General features: G+C 73.9%; 16 protein-coding genes. 4 read left to right on the forward strand and 12 right to left on the reverse strand.

All coding sequences use genetic code 11. The annotated features are described in order from the left end of the window. The first annotated feature begins 181 nt into the window (after window positions 1-181). The gene (locus HHX41_RS29080; RefSeq protein ID WP_182908503.1) at window positions 182-2,080 is read left to right on the forward strand and encodes an N-6 DNA methylase; all 1,899 of its coding nucleotides are present in this window, start codon (window positions 182-184) and stop codon (window positions 2,078-2,080) included. Between the two features lie 74 nt (window positions 2,081-2,154). Here the strand turns inward: HHX41_RS29080 and HHX41_RS29085 are convergent, their stop codons facing one another. The 4 genes from HHX41_RS29085 to HHX41_RS29100 all read right to left on the reverse strand — a co-directional run bounded on the left by HHX41_RS29085 (window position 2,155) and on the right by HHX41_RS29100 (window position 5,658). Further along, entirely contained in the window at window positions 2,155-3,432 is a 1,278-nt protein-coding gene (locus HHX41_RS29085) for a cytochrome P450 (protein ID WP_182908504.1), read from the reverse strand. Between the two features lie 108 nt (window positions 3,433-3,540). After that, complete coding sequence (locus HHX41_RS29090; protein ID WP_182908505.1) at window positions 3,541-4,146, reverse strand: response regulator transcription factor; 606 nt, start codon at window positions 4,144-4,146, stop codon at window positions 3,541-3,543. After that, window positions 4,143-5,348, reverse strand: a complete 1,206-nt coding sequence (locus tag HHX41_RS39855) for a sensor histidine kinase (protein WP_220504517.1) — start codon at window positions 5,346-5,348, stop codon at window positions 4,143-4,145. The genes HHX41_RS29090 and HHX41_RS39855 overlap by 4 nt, the downstream gene beginning before the upstream one ends. Window positions 5,349-5,469: 121 nt before the next feature. Beyond that, the gene (locus tag HHX41_RS29100) at window positions 5,470-5,658 is read right to left on the reverse strand and encodes a hypothetical protein (RefSeq protein WP_182908506.1); all 189 of its coding nucleotides are present in this window, start codon (window positions 5,656-5,658) and stop codon (window positions 5,470-5,472) included. Window positions 5,659-5,827: 169 nt separating this feature from the next. Here HHX41_RS29100 and polX point away from each other — a divergent pair, with 169 nt between their 5' ends. Both polX and HHX41_RS29110 read left to right on the forward strand, forming a co-directional pair. Beyond that, window positions 5,828-7,546: a DNA polymerase/3'-5' exonuclease PolX gene (polX, locus tag HHX41_RS29105; protein WP_182908507.1), complete on the forward strand. Its 1,719-nt coding sequence runs from the start codon at window positions 5,828-5,830 to the stop codon at window positions 7,544-7,546. 10 nt (window positions 7,547-7,556) lie between these two features. After that, window positions 7,557-8,651, forward strand: coding sequence for a class I tRNA ligase family protein (locus HHX41_RS29110; protein WP_182908508.1), 1,095 nt, complete (start codon window positions 7,557-7,559; stop codon window positions 8,649-8,651). 28 nt (window positions 8,652-8,679) lie between these two features. Here HHX41_RS29110 and HHX41_RS29115 read toward each other — a convergent pair whose 3' ends face one another. From HHX41_RS29115 to pobA, 8 genes are read right to left on the reverse strand one after another with little or no spacing between them, the layout of a single operon-like run. Then, window positions 8,680-10,071: a rhodanese-like domain-containing protein gene (locus HHX41_RS29115; RefSeq protein WP_182908509.1), complete on the reverse strand. Its 1,392-nt coding sequence runs from the start codon at window positions 10,069-10,071 to the stop codon at window positions 8,680-8,682. Beyond that, window positions 10,068-10,988, reverse strand: a complete 921-nt coding sequence (locus HHX41_RS29120; protein ID WP_182908510.1) for a carbohydrate kinase — start codon at window positions 10,986-10,988, stop codon at window positions 10,068-10,070. The genes HHX41_RS29115 and HHX41_RS29120 overlap by 4 nt, the downstream gene beginning before the upstream one ends. Next, window positions 10,985-11,365 carry a 4-carboxymuconolactone decarboxylase gene (pcaC, locus tag HHX41_RS41075; RefSeq protein WP_169982531.1) on the reverse strand — a complete coding sequence of 127 codons (381 nt, stop codon included), beginning with the start codon at window positions 11,363-11,365 and terminating at the stop codon, window positions 10,985-10,987. Before pcaC ends, HHX41_RS29120 begins: the two co-directional genes overlap by 4 nt. Next, the gene (gene pcaD / locus HHX41_RS29130; protein ID WP_182908511.1) at window positions 11,362-12,129 is read right to left on the reverse strand and encodes a 3-oxoadipate enol-lactonase; all 768 of its coding nucleotides are present in this window, start codon (window positions 12,127-12,129) and stop codon (window positions 11,362-11,364) included. The genes pcaC and pcaD overlap by 4 nt, the downstream gene beginning before the upstream one ends. Next, window positions 12,126-13,310 carry a 3-carboxy-cis,cis-muconate cycloisomerase gene (gene pcaB, locus HHX41_RS29135; RefSeq protein ID WP_220504518.1) on the reverse strand — a complete coding sequence of 395 codons (1,185 nt, stop codon included), beginning with the start codon at window positions 13,308-13,310 and terminating at the stop codon, window positions 12,126-12,128. Before pcaB ends, pcaD begins: the two co-directional genes overlap by 4 nt. Next, entirely contained in the window at window positions 13,300-13,791 is a 492-nt protein-coding gene (locus HHX41_RS29140; RefSeq protein WP_182908512.1) for a protocatechuate 3,4-dioxygenase subunit alpha, read from the reverse strand. The genes pcaB and HHX41_RS29140 overlap by 11 nt, the downstream gene beginning before the upstream one ends. Continuing rightward, window positions 13,788-14,459: a protocatechuate 3,4-dioxygenase subunit beta gene (gene pcaH, locus HHX41_RS29145; RefSeq protein WP_182908620.1), complete on the reverse strand. Its 672-nt coding sequence runs from the start codon at window positions 14,457-14,459 to the stop codon at window positions 13,788-13,790. The genes HHX41_RS29140 and pcaH overlap by 4 nt, the downstream gene beginning before the upstream one ends. Continuing rightward, window positions 14,453-15,643, reverse strand: a complete 1,191-nt coding sequence (gene pobA, locus HHX41_RS29150; RefSeq protein ID WP_182908513.1) for a 4-hydroxybenzoate 3-monooxygenase — start codon at window positions 15,641-15,643, stop codon at window positions 14,453-14,455. Before pobA ends, pcaH begins: the two co-directional genes overlap by 7 nt. A 69-nt stretch (window positions 15,644-15,712) precedes the next feature. On the opposite strand from pobA, the gene HHX41_RS29155 reads away from it, so the two are divergent. After that, window positions 15,713-16,477, forward strand: coding sequence for an IclR family transcriptional regulator (locus HHX41_RS29155; protein WP_182908514.1), 765 nt, complete (start codon window positions 15,713-15,715; stop codon window positions 16,475-16,477). The last annotated feature ends 5 nt before the right edge of the window (window positions 16,478-16,482 follow it).

Genomic DNA, 16,482 nt, shown 5'->3' on the forward strand with positions numbered 1-16,482 from the left:
GGGCCAGCGGACCGGCCCTCAGCTAGGGTGGGGGACCGATTGGCTGAGCTGGCTGCACCCATCAAGATTGGTGTGAACCAGGCATGCTGGTGAGCCTGGACGATTTCGGGGGGTTCATACGTGATGGTCAGCATGGGGACGAGCGCGGGGTTCCGGCGGGCGGGGTCCCGGAGGAACGACGATGAGTCGTGAGGACGTAACGGTCAACGCGGCCGACATCGCGCGGCTCGCCGACGTCGGCAGGGCCGCGGTGAGCAACTGGCGCAAGCGGTTCGAGGACTTCCCGCAGCCGGTCGGGGGCACGGCGAGCAGCCCGGCCTTCTCACTGGCGGACATCGAGGCGTGGCTGCGCCGCCACGGCCGGTACGTCGAGGTCGCACCGGTCGAGCGGCTCTGGCAGCGGCTGCGGGCCAGCACCGACGACATCCGGCTGGGCGACGCCGTCGCCTACGCGGGAACGCTGCTGCTGTCCGTGCGGGAGGATCCGGAGAGCCGGCGGAACCCGGACGACGACGCCCTGCTCAAGCGGCTACCCGAGCCCCCGCCCGCCGGGGTCGCCGTGGACGCCGATCTGGTCAGGGCCATCGCCGAGGTGGGCGAGGCCGAGGGCCCGGCGGCGGCCTTCCGGGGCATCTGCGACCGCTACGTCGAACTGCACTCGCGCAGGCTGCTGGCCACGCCGCGTCCCGTGGCCGATCTGATGGCCAGGCTCGGCGGCACGGCCGGTGCGACGGTCCTCGACCCCGCCTGCGGGATCGGCACGCTGCTGCTCGCCTCCGGCGCCGCGCGTGTCCTGGGTCAGGAGCTCAACGAGAGCGCGGCGCGTCTCGCCGGGATCTGCCTGCGCTTCGCGGACGTCGCGGGCACCGTCGCGGCCGGTGACTCGCTGCGGGCCGATGCCTTCCCCGGCGAACTCGCCGACGTGGTGGTCTGCAACCCGCCGTTCAACGAGCGCGGATGGGGTTACGAGGAACTGACCAGCGACCCGCGATGGGAGTACGGCCTGCCGCCGCGCGGCGAGTCGGAGCTGGCCTGGGCGCAGCACTGCCTGTCCCATGTGAAACCCGGCGGCCTGGTGGTCGTCATGATGCCGGGCACCGCGGCCGCCAGGCGCCCCGGCAGGCGGATCCGGGGCAACCTGCTGCGCGCGGGGGCGGTGCGGGCGGTCATCACGCTTTCTCCGGGAGCCGCTCCCGCCTCCAGCGGCGCGCCCGACCTGTGGGTGCTGCGCCGTCCGGCGCCGGGGGACAGCCCGCCGTCCGATGTGCTGATGGTCGACGCGGGTGAGGATCTCGTCCTGGCGGACAAGGCGTGGCAGGCGTTCGCCGAGGGCGCCGAGCTGCCGCCGGGCAGCGGCAGCGTCCGGATCATCGATCTCCTCGACGAGGAGGTCGACCTGACCACCGGCCATCGGGTGGTGTCGCCGGAGCAACCGGGCTCGGCGGGGTACGCGGCCGTGCGGGAGCGGACCGAGGCGCTGCTGCGCGGCCTCGGCGCCGGGCTGCCCAGGCTGGCGGCAGGCGGACGCGGGGAGCTGCCGATGACGACGCTCGGCGAACTCGCCCGCGCGGGCGTGGTGGCGATCATGCAGGGCCCGCTCAAAATGCCCGACGAGGGCGACCTGCCGATGCTCACCGCCCAGGACCTGCTGCTCGGCCGGGCGCCCAGCGGCCGTACGGCCGACGTGGCGGGCCAGGTGCGCATCGAGGCCGCAGATGTGGTCGCGCCGCTGATCGCGGGAAGCGGCCCGGTCCCGCGTGTGATGACCGAGTCCGGCGCGGTGCTGGGCGCCCAGCTCCTGATCATCCGGACCGATCCCGAGCGGCTCGACCCGCACTTCCTCGCCGGATGCCTGCGCGCGGCCGGCGGCCCCTCGACCAGGCTCGGCTCCTCGATGCGCTTCGATCCCCGCCGGGCGCAGCTACCCCGGCTCGCGGTCGAGGAGCAGCGCAGGTACGGCGAGGCGTTCCGCGGGCTGCTCGAGTTCGAGGACGCGATGAGGGCCGCGCGGGAGATGGGCGAGAGCCTGGTCGCGGCCGGCTTCGACGGCCTGTTCGGCGGCACCCTGCGACTCGAATGATCTGTAGGCCGTCACCGCAGGCGGGCGGCCTAAGAGATGCCGCCCGCGAGCAGTAAAGCACGCCTGTGTCAGATTTATGCCTGATGTCCTTCGTGGTGAAGGCGTACGGGAAGGTGGGCGAGGCGCCAGGAGACGGGGAAGAACTGGCGGTCGAGGTCCTCCGGCGCGACGGCCAGTTCGAGGCGGGGGTAACGGCGCAGGAGCGCACCGAAGGCCACCTCGCCCTCCTGCCGGGCCAGCGCCGCGCCCAGGCAGTAGTGCAGGCCGTGACCGAAGCCGACGTGGATCTCCTTGTGCCCGTCGGGCTCCCGGGTGATGTCGAGCCGGTCGGGATCGTCGAACCGCCGGGGGTCGTAGTTGGCCGACACCAGCACCGCCATCACCGGCTCGCCCCGGCGCACCGTCATGCCGCCGATCTCGACGTCCTCCGCCGCGTACCGGATCCGGGTGCCCTGGACGGGCCCGCACCAGCGCATGAGCTCGTGCACGGCGCGCGGCAGCAGTCCGGGGTCGGCCCGCAGCGCGGCGAGCTGGCCCGGGTGGGTCAGCAGGGCGGCGGTGCCGTTGCCGATCAGATGGGCGGTGGTCTCGTGCCCGGCGAGGACGAGCGTGAGGACCATCGTGACCAGCTCGGTGTCGGTCAGCCGGTCGCCGTCCTCGTCGTGCGTGCGGATCAGGCCGGTCAGCAGGTCACCTGCGGGCTCTGCCCGGCGGCGGGCGATGAGCTCGTGGATGTAGGTCACCATGTGCCGCAAGGGCTCGGCCGCGGCCCCCGGTTCGAGTGACACCAGGCCCTTTCCCCATTCCCGCCACCGCGGGCGGTCCTCCTCGGGGATGCCGACCAGCTCGCAGATGACGGTGATCGGCAGGGGATAGGCGAAATGCTCGATCAGGTCGGCGACGCCGTCCACGGCGTGACCGGGCAGCCGGCCGAGGAGATCCTCGGCGATCTCCTCGACCCGGGGGCGCAGCTCCGCCACCCGGCGGGCGGTGAAGGCGCGGGAGACCAGCCTGCGCAGCCGGAGGTGGTCGTCGCCGTCGGCGTCGAGCACGCTGTCGAGGATGTACGCGGCGTACTCGCGCGGGATGCCGCGGGCCTCGATGAGCTCCTCGCGGATGTTGTGCACGTCCGCACCCGGCACGCTGGCGGGGTTGTTGACGAACCTGCGGTCGCCCAGCACGGTCTTGACGTCGTCGTACCGCGTGACGAGCCAGACGGGGGAGTTCAGGCCGGGGAAGGAGCCGCGCACCATCGGGGCCTGCTCCCGCAGGCGTGCGTAGCCTCCGAACGGATCGCGCACCAGGTCCGCGTCGAACAGGTTGACGGGCTCCGTCGTGCCGGACGTGCTCATGACCACCCCCGCGGGTTCGGCATGGTGACCGGGGATGTCAACGTACGTCAGGAAGGGCGTCCGGGCAATGTCCACTCCGTCAAGGAGTGCACGAGAGCGTCCAGAGGTTCAGAGCCAGCCGTTGTGGCGGGCGACCCGGACGGCCTCCATGCGGTTGCGGGTGCCGGTCTTGGTGATGCACGCCGACAGGTGGTTGCGTACGGTGCTCTCCGACAGGTGGAGCCGCCGGGAGATGTCGGCGGCGGTGGAGCCGTCGGCGGCGGCGGCCAGCACGTCGCGCTCACGCGAGGTCAGCGGGTTCGGCCCGGCGCTGAGGGCGGCCGTGGCCAGCGCCGGATCCACCACCACCTCACCGGCCAGCACGCGCCTGATCGCCTGGGCCAGTTCGCCGACGGGCCGGTCCTTGACGACGAAGCCGCGGGCGCCCGCGTCCAGGGCCCGGCGCAGGTAACCGGGCCGGCCGAACGTCGTGACGATGACCACCACGCATCCGGGGAGGGCGGCCCGCAGGTCCGCGGTCGCGTCGAGCCCGCTGCCGCCGGGCATCTCGATGTCGAGCAGGGCCACGTCGGGCTTGGCCCGCAGCGCCGCGGGCACGATCTCGTCCGCCGTCGCGACCTGCGCGACGACCTCGAAGTCGTCCTCCAGGTCGAGGAGCACCGTGAGCGCGTCGCGCATCATCGTCTGGTCCTCGGCGATGAGTACGCGGGTCATGGGCCGTCCTCCGTGCCGTTGTCCGTGTCGTCGTCGTCCACGCCCGCGTGCGGGATCTCGGCGGTGAGGACGAACCCCCGCGGCAGGCGGGCGGTGCTCAGCCGCCCACCTGCCGCGGCCAGCCGCTCGCGCAGCCCGCGCAGGCCGCTGCCGTCCTCGTCGCCGGCGGCGCCACCGGCTCCGTCGTCGCTGATCTCGACCAGCACCGGGTCGCGGTCGCGGCGCAGCGTGATGACGCAGCGCCGGGCGCCGGAGTGCCGCACGACGTTCGTGATCCCCTCCCGGACGACCCAGCTCAGCAGCATGTCGGTCTCCCGCGACAGCGCGGGCCCCGACTCCTTCACCACACAGTCGACGCCTGCCGCGGCCAGGGCCGCCCTGGCGCTGTCCAGTTCGAAGGCGAGGCTCGCGTCCCGGTACCCCGTGACCGCCTCGCGCACCTCGGTCAGCGCCTGCCGCCCGATGGCCTCGATGTCCGCGGCGTGCCGCATGGCCGCCTCCGTGTCGCGCGGGGCGAGCCGCCGTACGGCCTCGGCCTTGACGACCACCATCGAGAGCGTGTGGCCGAGCAGGTCGTGCAGGTCGCGGGAGAAGCGCAGCCGCTCGGCCGAGACGGCGGCGACGGCGAGCTTCTCCCGGGTCCGGCCGAGCTCCTCGATCACCTCGCTCATCCGGCGGAAGCCGTACGTCGTGATCCCGGCGAGGAACGTGGTCAGCGCCGTGCCCCACAGCGCCTCGGCCAACGAGCCGCCGTGCGCCGGGAGGATCGCGGCCAGCGCGGCCGTGACGGCGACGAGCGGAGGCGCAGCGCGGACCGGGAGTACGAGCGCCACGGCCACGGCGAGCAGGGAGAACAGCGTCTGCCATCCGTCCGTTCCGTAGGCCAGGGCCGCCGTGACCGTGACCGCCGCGAGCAGCGCGACGAACGCCACCGGCAGGGGCCGTACGTCCGGGCGGGCGCGGCGGGCGGTCAGCACGGCTCCCGCGAACGACACCCCGGCGGCGGCCACCAGGGTCCAGGCGGGCCAGGCCGGAACCGCCGACGACGCGGCGGCGGCCGGCGCGAGCAGCAGCAGGACGGTCAGCCCGAACGCCGGGGCGAGCAACCGGACCGGCAGCCGGACGGGCAGCCGCGGCCGGAGAAGGCGCGGCGGGGACGATCCGGGTTCGCACCCGTCCGCCCGCGCCGCCGCTTCTGTCATGGCCGCCATTATCGTCGGCGCGCGGCGGGAGCGGACAGGGCGCGATGTCTCGGATCCGGCGGTACGAATCACCCGGGCGAACGGGCCGCAAGCGGCGCCGTGCCGGCGGATGACGGGGCGGCTACCGCCCTTCTCCGACCGGCACCAGGTGCTGGGCCCGCACCTTCAGGGACCCGTCGTCGCCCGCCCAAGTGAGCCGATAGATGGTCTTGACCGCCTGGGGCGGAGCGTCGGTGAAGGCGAACGAGCCGTCAGCCGCCGCGGTCACATCCGGCAGGAACCTGGAGAGGTAGCGGTTGTCGATCCGCACCCGTACGGGATCCACAGGTGGTCGCCGGTCAGCGCCATGCGCCCCAGGTCGAATACAGGTTCGAGTGTTGATGGCGCATGCTTGGCAGGGTCTTCGGTCACACCGAGCCGGGACCTCGGCACCTGGAGACGGCCCGGGGGCGCGTCGCAGCCTGGCTGGGGGTGCTGCGATGAGACGGTGCAACGAGGAGGTCGCCGGGCTGCTGCAGGAGTACGCCGACCTGATCGCGATCACCGGAGGTGACGCGTTCAAGGTGCGGGTCTACGAGAAGGCGGCCCGGTCGGTCGGCGGGTACGGCCGGGAGATCGACGGCATGGACGCGACGGGCCTGCGGGCGATCCCGAACGTCGGCGCGTCGATCGCCGCGAAGATCGACGAATACCTGCGGACCGGGGCGATCCACCAGCTGGAGGAACTGCGGACGAAGATCCCCGCGGGGGTCCGCCTGCTGACCACGATCCCCACGCTCGGGCCGAAGAAGGCCATGGTCCTCTATCACGAGCGGGGCGTCGACTCGGTCGAGAAGCTGGAACACGCGATCCACGCAGGGCTCCTGCAGGGGCTGCACGGGTTCGGCGCGAAGACCGAGGAGAACCTGCTCCACGGCATCGAGGTGATGCGCAAGACCGGCAGCAGGGTGCACATCGGGATCGCCATGGCCGTCGCCGAGGAGGTCGTCCCCGCGCTGTCGGCCGTGCCGGGCTGCGAGCGGTGCGCGTACGCCGGGTCGCTGCGGCGGATGAAGGACACGATCGGCGACGTCGACGTCCTGGCGACGGCCGAGGATCCGGCCGCCCTGATGACGGCCTTCACCACGCTGCCGTACGTCACCGAGGTGATCGCGCACGGCGAGACCAAGAGCTCGGTGCGCACGGTGTCGGGGCTCCAGGTCGACCTGCGGGTGGTGCCGGGGGACTCCTGGGGGGCCGCGCTGCAGTACTTCACCGGCTCGAAGGCGCACAACATCCGCACCCGGGAGATCGCCGTGCACCGGAAGCTCAAGCTGTCGGAGTACGGCGTGTTCGACGTGGCGACCGGCGAGAAGATCGCCTCGGCGGACGAGGCGGAGGTGTACGGCATGCTCGGCCTGCCGTGGATCGAGCCGGCCCTCCGCGAGGACACCGGGGAGATCGAGGCCGCGCTGGGCGAGGGGCTGCCCAAGGTCGTGACCATGGCCGACATCCGCGGTGATCTGCACACCCACACGGATCTGACCGACGGGCTCGCATCGCTGGAGGAGATGGCCGAGGCGGCGGCGGCCCTGGGCTACGACTACTACGCGGTGACCGACCACGCGCCGAACCTCTTCATGCAGCGCATGACCGGCGAGAAGGCGCTGGACCAGCGCGAGCGGCTCCGCCGCCTCGGCGCCGCCCGCCCCGGCATGACGCTGCTGCACGGGTGCGAGCTCAACATCGGCCCGGAGGGCGAGGTCGACTGGCCGCCGGAGTTCCTGGCCGGGTTCGACCTGTGCGTGGCCTCGGTGCACTCGCACTTCACCCAGCCGGCCGAGGAGATGACCCGGCGGCTGATCAAGGCCTGCGAGAACCCGTACGTGAAGATCATCGGCCATCCGACGACACGGGTCGTCGGCAGGCGGGAGCCGGTGGACGCCGACTGGCCGCGGGTGTTCGACGCCTGCGCCCGCACCGGCACGGCGCTGGAGATCGACGCCTTCCCCGACCGGCTCGACCTGCCCGCGGACCTGGTCAGGCGGGCGGCCGGCCGGGGCGTGCTGTTCGCGATCGACAGCGACGCGCACGCCGTGCCGCACCTGGCCAACATGCGGTACGGCGTCGGCACCGCGCAGCGGGGCTGGCTCACCCCCGAACGGGTAGTCAACACCTGGCCACTCGACCGGCTGCGGGAGTTCCTCCGCCCGCGATGAAGGGGGTTCGATGCTGACGATCGGCAGGCGGCCGCTGCCCGTGGTGGGCCGGGCCCGGATGTACGTGTGCGGGATCACGCCCTACGACACGACCCATCTCGGCCACGCCAGGACGTTCGTGTGGGCCGACGTGGCGGCCCGGGTGCTGCGGCACACCGGCGCGCCCGTGGAGGTCTGCCGCAACGTGACCGACGTGGACGACGTGCTGACCTCGGCGGCGCGCCGGGCCGGCAGCCCGTACGACAGCTTCGCCGCGGTGCAGCAGTTCTACTTCGACCGGGACATGGCCGCGTTGCACGTGCACCCGGTGACGTACGAGCCGCGGGCGCACACGTACGTGCCGCAGGTGGTGGCGCTCGCCCGCGCCCTGGTGGAGCTGGGCCACGCCTACGAGCGGGACGGCGTGGTGTACTTCCGCGGCGCGGGCGTGCGCGAGCGGGCCGGGCTCGGCGCCGAGGAGGCGGCTCGCCTGCTGGCGGAGTTCGGCGACGACCCGCATGACCCGGGCAGGGACGACCCGGCGGACGTCGCCGTCTGGCGGCGGTCGGCGGAGGGGGAGCCGGGATGGCCGAGCCCGTGGGGCGACGGGCGGCCCGGGTGGCACGCCGAGTGCGCCGCCATGGCGCTGACGACGTTCGGCCCGGCCCTCGACCTGCACGCGGGCGGCGCCGACCTGCGCTTCCCGCATCACGCGTACGAGGCCGCGATGGCCGAGGCGGCGACCGGGGTGCGGCCGTTCGCCCGCTCCTGGCTGCACGTGGGGGTGGTCCGCGTGGACGGCGCGAAGATGGCCAAGTCGGCGGGCAACCTCGTGTTCACCGCCGACCTGCTGCGGCACTACCCGGCCGGCGCCGTGCGCCTGCTGCTGCTCGATCACCCGTGGGCGGCCGACTGGGACTACCGCCCCGGCGGCCTCGAGACGGCCGCCGCCCGGCTGGAGCGGCTCCACGCCGCGGCCGGGCGGCCCGGGGCGTCGGCGGCGGGCGAGCGCGCGGCGGTGCGCGCGCTGCTGGACGACCTGGACGCCGCGGCCGCCCTGGCGATCGCCGAGGAGGAGGGCGGGCAGGCCGCCCGCACGGTGATCGCGCTGCTCGCCCTCGGCTAAGGACGGCCCATCGGCCGGCATCGCGTGATCACGGAAGGTGTCGTGCCAGGTCGGAGCCGCCCCCTGCGGCAAACTGCAAGATCACGGCGTTGGGGTCGTAGTCGTCGTGGACGGCGACGACGTCGCCTTCGCGCCCGGCGGCGGCCAGGAGGGAGGCGGCGATGGACGCCCGGTAGCCGCTCGCGCAGTGCGTCCACACCTCGCCGTCCGGCACCTCGTGCAGCCGCGACGGCAGCTCGTGCAGCGGAATGTGGACCGCGCCGGGCAGGTGCGACTCGCGCCACTCCGCGTCGCGGCGCACGTCCAGGACCACGATCGGGCGGTGCCGGCGCACGGTCGCCAGGTCGGCGAAGGTCGCCGCGGGCATGGACGCCGGCTTGTCGTCGCCGGCCCAGTCGGCGGGCCCTCCGGTGGCGGCCGCGGCGGGGCGGTCGATGCCGATCCGCGCCAGCTCGCGCTGGGCCTCCGCGATGTCCCCGGGCGTCTCGCCCAGCAACGTCACCGGCGTTCCCCAGGGAATGAGCCAGCCCAGGTAGATGGCGAAGTCGCCGTCCAGCCCGAAGTTGAGCGCCCCGGCCAGGTGACCGGCCGCGAACGCCGTACGGGACCGCAGGTCCACGACCCACTCGCCGGCCCGCAGGCGGCGGCGCAACTCGGCGGCGTCCGCGTGGCGCGGCGCGGACAGGTCGGGCGCGTCCACCCCGGCCCGGTTGAGCGGGGACATGTGCGCGTAGTAGGCGGGGTAGGCGTCCAGCCCGGCCAGCAGCGACCGGACGTACTCGTCCTCGCCGCGCGTCAGGGCCGGGTTGGCCTGCCGCTCCATGCCGATGGTCGACTCGGTGACCTCCGACTGGGTGGCCGAGCAGAAGCTGCCGAACCCGTGCGTGGGCAGGACGTCCGTCTCGGGCGGCAGCTCGCGGGCCAGCCGGTTCGCCGAGGCGTACTGGGCCCGCGCCAGCGTGCCGGTGTGCTCGCGGCCGAGCAGGTCGGGCCGCCCGGTCGTGCCGTGCAGCAGCGAGCCTCCGGTGAAGACGGCGGGCGGCCGGTCCGGGGACTCCAGCACGTACGACAGATGGGTGAAGGTGTGGCCGGGGGTGGCGACGGCGCGCAGCCGCGTCCGCGGGCCGATCTCGACCACGTCCCCGTCCTCGATCGGGCTGCGGTCGAACGCCACGGGGTCGGCCGCGTTCACGTGGTAGTCCGCGCCGGTGGCCGCGGCCAGCGCCGGCCCGCCGGTCACGTAGTCGTTGTGCACGTGGGTCTCGAACACGTGGCGGATCTCGACGCCGCGCCGCTCGGCCAGGCGGAGCATCCGGTCGATGTCCCGCTGCGGGTCCACCACGAAGGCGACCTCACCGTCGGTGCCGAGGTAGCTGCGGTCGCCCAGGGAGGGGGTGTCGACAGGGATTATCTCGATCATTCATGTCCCTCCTCGTCTCGTGAGGCACCCGTACCCTGGGAAAAGGACTTCACCTCCTCCCGGGTCGGCGGGACCGCGCCGGCGCGGGTGCAGACGATCGCGGCGGCGGCGCAGCCGCGCCGCAGCGCCTCGGCCACGCGCTCCGCGCTCAGTGGAGCGCCGTCGAGCGTGTCGAGGTAGGCGGCGGTGAAGGTGTCGCCCGCGCCGACCGTGTCCACGACCTCGACGGCCGGGGCCGGGCAGGCGATCACCTCGCCGTCCAGCACCGCCGCGGCGCCGTCGGCGCCCCGGGTGACCACCACGAGAGCCGGGCCGAGACCGGCCCAGCGCCGCGCCACCCCGGGCCAGGGCTCGCCCGGATACAGCCAGTCGAGGTCCTCGGCGCTCACCTTGACCAGGCGCGCGAGCCGTACGCACTCCTCGACGTGGGCCAGGGCACGTGCCCGGTCGCCGATGAGGGACGGCCGGATGTTCGGGTCGTAGGAGACCGTGATCCCCGACTCGGCGGCGGCCCGCATCAGGCCTCTGACGTGATCGCCGCCCGGGGCCGCCAGCGTGGCCAGCGAGCCGGTGTGCAGGCAGGTCACCCCGTCGAGCGCGACCGGAGCGGAGAAGGTCCAGTCGAAGCGGAAGTCGTAGGAGGCCGAGCCGCCCGCGCCGACGCGGGCGAAGGCCAGTCCGGTCGCCGCCGCCGGGGCGAGGTCGCCGGTCCCGATCCCGTGGCGGGTCAGGTGATCGCGGAGCAGGCCGCCGAAGAAGTCGTCCCCGGCCTCGCCGGCGAACCGCACCGGCCGGCCCAGCGCCGCGAGGGCCACGGCGACGTTGAGCGGGCTGCCGCCGGGCACGGCGGTGAAGGTCCACGACCCGGGCGCGCCGATCAGGTCGACCAGGCTCTCCCCGACCACCAGGAAGGTCATCCGGCGTCCCCCCGCGCGTCCTCCGCCAGCACCCGCTGGGCGACGGCGAACGCGGCGTTGGCGGCGGGCACGCCGCAGTAGATCGCGGTCTGCAGCAGCACCTCCTTGATCTCGTCGGTGGTGAGCCCGTTGCGCCGCGCGGCCCGCACGTGCATGGCCAGCTCCTCCAGGTGCCCGCGCGCGACCAGGGCGGTGAGCGTGATGCAGCTGCGGGTCCGGCGGTCCAGCCCCGGCCGGGTCCAGATCTCCCCCCAGGCGTACCGGGTGATCAGGTTCTGGAAGTCGAGCGTGAACTCGGTGGTCCGCTCCTGCGCCCGGTCCACGTGGGCGTCGCCCAGCACCTCGCGGCGCACGCGCATGCCGTCGTCGTAGCTCATGCCGTCCTCCAGCGGGTGGTCAGGTGGCGCACGATCGCCTCGTTCACCACGTCCGGGCGTTCGGCCGTGGCCAGGTGGGCGGCCCCCGGCACCACCAGCAGCTCCGCGCCGGGGATGCCCCCGGCCAGGACCTCGGCGTGCTCGGGTGGGGTGGCCGGGTCCTCCGCCCCCGCCACCACCAGTGCCGGCGCGCGGACCTCGCCGAGCCGGTCGCGGACGTCGAACAGCGCCAGGGCGTCACAGCACGCGGCGTACCCCTCGGGGTCCACGGCGGCCAGCATGTCCAGGTAGCGCCCGGCGCCGGGGAAGCCCGCCGTGAACCAGCGGCTTCTCGTCGCCTCCGTCAAGGGCTTCGTGCCCTCGGCACGGACCAGCGCGGCGCGTTCGCGCCAGCTCTCCGGTGTCCCGAACCGGGCGGAGGTGCAGCACAGGACCAGGCTCGCGACGCGGTCCGGCGCGCGCAGCGCCAGCGTGGTCCCGACGGCCCCGCCCAGCGACACCCCCGCGTACGCGACCGCGTCCAGGTCGTGCCGGTCGAGCAGCTCCAGCACCCCGGCCGCGAGATCGTCGACGGTGAGATCACGAGGGAGACCGGAGGCGGCGGGCGAGCCGTCGTGGCCGGGCAGGTCGTAGCGGAGCACCCGCCAGGTGCGCGTGAGCACGGGGAGCTGGGGCTCCCACAGGCCGAGTGTCGTGCCCAGCGAGGGCCCGAGCACGACGACCGGGGCGTCCGGCGGCCCGTCGAATCGGTGGTGCGGGATCATGTGCCTTTCCTCTGGTGATACTGCAACGCCCGGTCGACGAGGGCGGGCGCCGCCCCGATGCCCGGGTCTTCCCCATGCTCGGCCAGCACGGCGAGCAGGTGATCGAGATTGTGCCGCATGCGCTCGGGGAACACCTCCAGCCCCTCGGCCAGCTCGGCCGTCGTCCCGGCCGCGCCGCCCGCCAGGCGCAGGCACTCGCGCAGCGGCTGCCACTCGGCGTGCCAGCTCCCGGTGGGCCGCTCGTGCTCGGCGACCCGCGAGGCGAGCAGGACCTGTGCCTGCGCCGGCGCCTGGAGCGCCGCCGACCTGATCATCGTGGCGAGCACCGGGTTGCGTTTGTGCGCCATCGCCGACGAGCCGCCCCGGCCCGGCGCGGGGGGCTCGGCGACCTCGCCCACCTCGCTCTGCGCCAGCAGGATCACGTCGGTGGCGAGCTTGCCCAGCGCGCCCGTCACGGCGGCGAGCGCGCAGGCGAGATCGGTCACCGGAGTGCGCAGCGTGTGCCAGGGCAGCACCGGCTCGGCCAGCCCGGTCTCGGCCGCGAACAGAGGCAGCAGGTCGAGCGCCCTCTCCCCGTATCCGGCCATGGTGCCGGCCGCGCCGCCGAGCTGGACCGGCAGCCGCACCGCCGCCAGGCGATCGCGCGCGTCCCGGCAGCCGGTCAGCCACCCGGCGGCCTTCAGCCCGAACGTGGTGGGCACGGCCTGCTGCCCGAGCGTACGGCCCGCCATCGGCGTGTCGCGGTGCCGGGCGGCCAGCCGGGCCAGCGCGGCGAGCACCCGGTCGAGGTCGCGCAGGATCACCTCGCGGGCCCGCGCGGCCACCAGCATCGACGCGGTGTCGAGGATGTCCTGACTGGTGGCGCCGTGATGCACCCAGGGGCCCGCCTCGCCGGCCGCGGCCCGCAGGTCCCCCACCAGCGGCACGACGGGGTTTCCCGCGTCCCTGGCGCGGCGGGCGAGATCGGCGACGTCGTGGCGGTCCGCCCCGCTCAACAAGGCCCGGGCCGCCTCGGCGATCGCGGCGACGGCCGGCTCCGGGACGACGCCGAGGCGGGCCTGCGCCCGTGCGAGGCAGACCTCTGTCTCCAGCATCGCCCGCAGCCAGGCGTCGTCGTCCGTGACCGCCGCCACGTCCGTGCCCGCCCACACGGGGCACAGCAGCCCCACATCAGAACTCAAGGAAGACCGTCTCCTGCTCGCCCTGCAGCCGTACGTCGAACAGGTAGGCGTTCTGCCCGTCCGGGCGGGCGAGCAACGTCGCGCGGCGCGCCGGGTCCAGCGAACCGAGCAGCGGGTCCGGCACGTCGGCGAGGTAGACGCGGGTCCGCACCGGCTTGAGCAGGCCCCGCGCGAAGACCAGCAGCGGCAGATACGGCCGGGCGGGCGGCACGAGGCGGAACCGGTAGGTGCCGTCGGGCGCGGTGCCGCACCGGCCGAAGCCGGAGATCCCGGCCCCGGTGCGGCCCAGGGCGCCCCGATCGCCGGGTTCCCCGGTCCACAGCTCCAGCAGGGCGTCGGGCACCGGCTCGCCGGCCCCGTCGAGCACCCGGCCGGTGATCGTCACGGCTCCCGGATGGCCCTCGGGGACGAGCTCCCAGTCGGCGGCGTACGGCAGGGCGAACCCGAAGAACGGGCCGACGGTCTGCGAGGGGGTGGTCACGCGTCCTCCATCGGGGTACGGCCGAGCACCACGTCCCACCGGTAACCGAGCGCCCACTCCGGCTCGGTGACGTCGAGGTCGAAGGTGGAGACGAGCCGCTCGCGGGCGGCCGGGTCGGGGATGGACTGGAAGATCGGGTCGAAGGCGAACAGCGGATCGCCCGGGAAGTACATCTGGGTCACCAGGCGCTGGGTGAAGGCCGTGCCGAACACCGAGAAGTGGATGTGCGCGGGCCGCCAGGCGTTGGGGTGGTTGCGCCAGGGATAGGCCCCCGGCTTGATCGTGACGAACCGGTAGCGTCCCTCGTCGTCGGTCAGGCACCGGCCCGCGCCGGTGAAGTTGGGGTCGAGCGGCGCCGGATGCTGGTCGCGCTGGTGGGCGTACCGCCCGGCGGAGTTGGCCTGCCAGATCTCCACCAGCGTGCCCGGGATCGGCCGGCCCGAGGCGTCGAGGACGCGCCCGGTGACGATGATGCGCTCGCCCAGCGGCTCGCCCGCGTGGCCCGCGGTCAGGTCGGCGTCGAGCGGGTCCACCTCGCCCCGGCCGAAGACCGGGCCGGTCAGCTCGGCCGCCTCCGGGTCCTCCTTCATCGGCAGCGGTTCCCGGGACGGCGCCCGCAGGACCGTGCTGGCGTAGCCCGGATACAGGTAGGGCGGGTGCGTCACGATGTCTCCTCTTCATAGGGCAGGCCCACGTAGTTCTCCGCCAGCGTCGTCCCGGCCGCCTCCGACGACGTCACGTAGTCGAGGTAGGAGGTCTGCAGCTTCCTGGCGTAGGCGTCGTCGGACTCGAACGTGTGCAGCAGCGTCGTCATCCACCACGAGAAGTGCTGGGCCCGCCACACCCGGGGCAGGCAGGCCCGCGAGTAGTCGTCCAGGGCCTGCGTCGACCCGTCGGCGAAGAAGCGCGCCAGCGCCTCGGTCAGCACCCGCACGTCGGCAACCGCCAGGTTGAGCCCCTTCGCCCCGGTCGGCGGCACGATGTGCGCCGCGTCCCCGGCCAGGAACAGCCTGCCGTACTGCATGGGCTCGGCCACGAAGCCGCGCATCGGCGTGATCCCTCTTTCGACGATGTCGCCGGTCGCGAGGGTGAAGCCGGGGACGGTCTCCAGCCGGGCCCGCAGCTCGGCCCAGATCCGTTCGTCGGGCCACTCGGCGAGGTCCTCGTCGGGCGCCACCTGCAGATAGAAGCGGCTGATCTCCGGGGAGCGCATGCTGTGCAAGGCGAAGCCGCGCTCGGTCCGCGCGTAGATCAGCTCCTCCGACGACGGCTTCACCCGGGCCAGGATGCCGAGCCAGGCGAAGGGGTAATCGCGGCGGTACTCGGTCAGCACGCCCTCGGGGATCGACGGCCGGGACACGCCGTGGAAGCCGTCGCACCCCGCGATCACGTCGCAGTCCAGCCGCTGCTGCGTCCCGTCGGAGCCGGTGAAGGTGAGGTACGGCCGGTCGGTCGCCGCGTCGTGCACCGCCACGTCGTCCACCTCGAAGCGGACGTCGCCCCCGGCCGCCAGCCGGGCGGCGATGAGGTCCTTGACGACCTCCTGCTGGCCGTACACGGTGATGGCCCGGCCGGGCACCAGCCGCTCGAAGGCGATCCGGTGGCCCGCTCCGCCGTACCGCAGCTCGATGCCGTGGTGGGGCAGGCCCTCCCGCAGCATCCGCTCGCCGACGCCCGCCTCGACGAGCGTGTCCACCGTGCCCTGTTCGAGCACCCCGGCCCGCACCCGCCGCTCGACGTACTCCCTGCTGCGGCGTTCGAACACCACGGACTCGATCCCGCGCAGATGGAGGAGATGGGAGAGCAGCAGGCCTGCCGGTCCTGCTCCGATGATCCCGACCTGAGTTCGCATGGCCCAAGCATCGGGAAGTATCCGCCGTCCCGCGTAGGCTTTGCTTCTACTCAGTGGAAGAGGAGGCGCATGTCCGGCGGCGCACGCGATCTGGGGCGTTCCGTGACCTCCCGGGCGCTGGCCATCCTCGGCGCCTTCGACGTCCACCATCCCCGGCTCACGCTGACGGAGATCGCCGGACGGACCGGCATGGCGCTGAGCACCGTCCACCGGCTCGTGGGCGAGCTGGAGGACTGGCGCGCGCTGCGCCGCGGCGCCGACGGGCGCTACCAGATCGGCCGCCGTCTGTGGGAGCTGGGACAGCTCGCCCCCGACCCGCTGCAGGAGGTGGCGCACCCCTGGCTGCAGGAGCTGTTCGGCGGCACCGGCGAGAACGTCCACCTGGCGGTGCGTGACGGGGTCGAGGTGCTCTACGTGGACAAGGTGTACGGCAAGCGGGCGGTGCCGATCGTGTCGCGGACCGGCTCGCGCCTGCCCATGCACCCGACCGGCGTCGGCAAGGCGCTGCTCGCCTACGAACCGGGCTGGTTCGTCGGCGCCTACCTGTCCCGGCCGCTGGAGCGGCCCACCCCGCACACCATCACCGAGCCGGGCCGGCTGGCCCGCGAGCTGGTCCAGGTGCGCGCCCAGGGGTACGCGACGACGCACGAGGAGATGACGCTCGGCTCCTGCTCGGCGGCCGCGCCGGTGCTGGTCGGGGACCGGCCCGTCGCGGCCGTCGGCATCGTGGTGTCGTCACGGCGGGTGCGTGAGCTGCCCCGCCTGGTCGACCCGCTGCTGGCCGTCGCGGCCGGCATCGCCGGCGACTACCGGGCGGCCGTCACGCGGGCCTGAGGCGT

The organism is Microbispora sp. H13382, assembly GCF_014161445.1.
In the GTDB taxonomy this organism is placed as follows: Bacteria; Actinomycetota; Actinomycetes; order Streptosporangiales; family Streptosporangiaceae; genus Microbispora.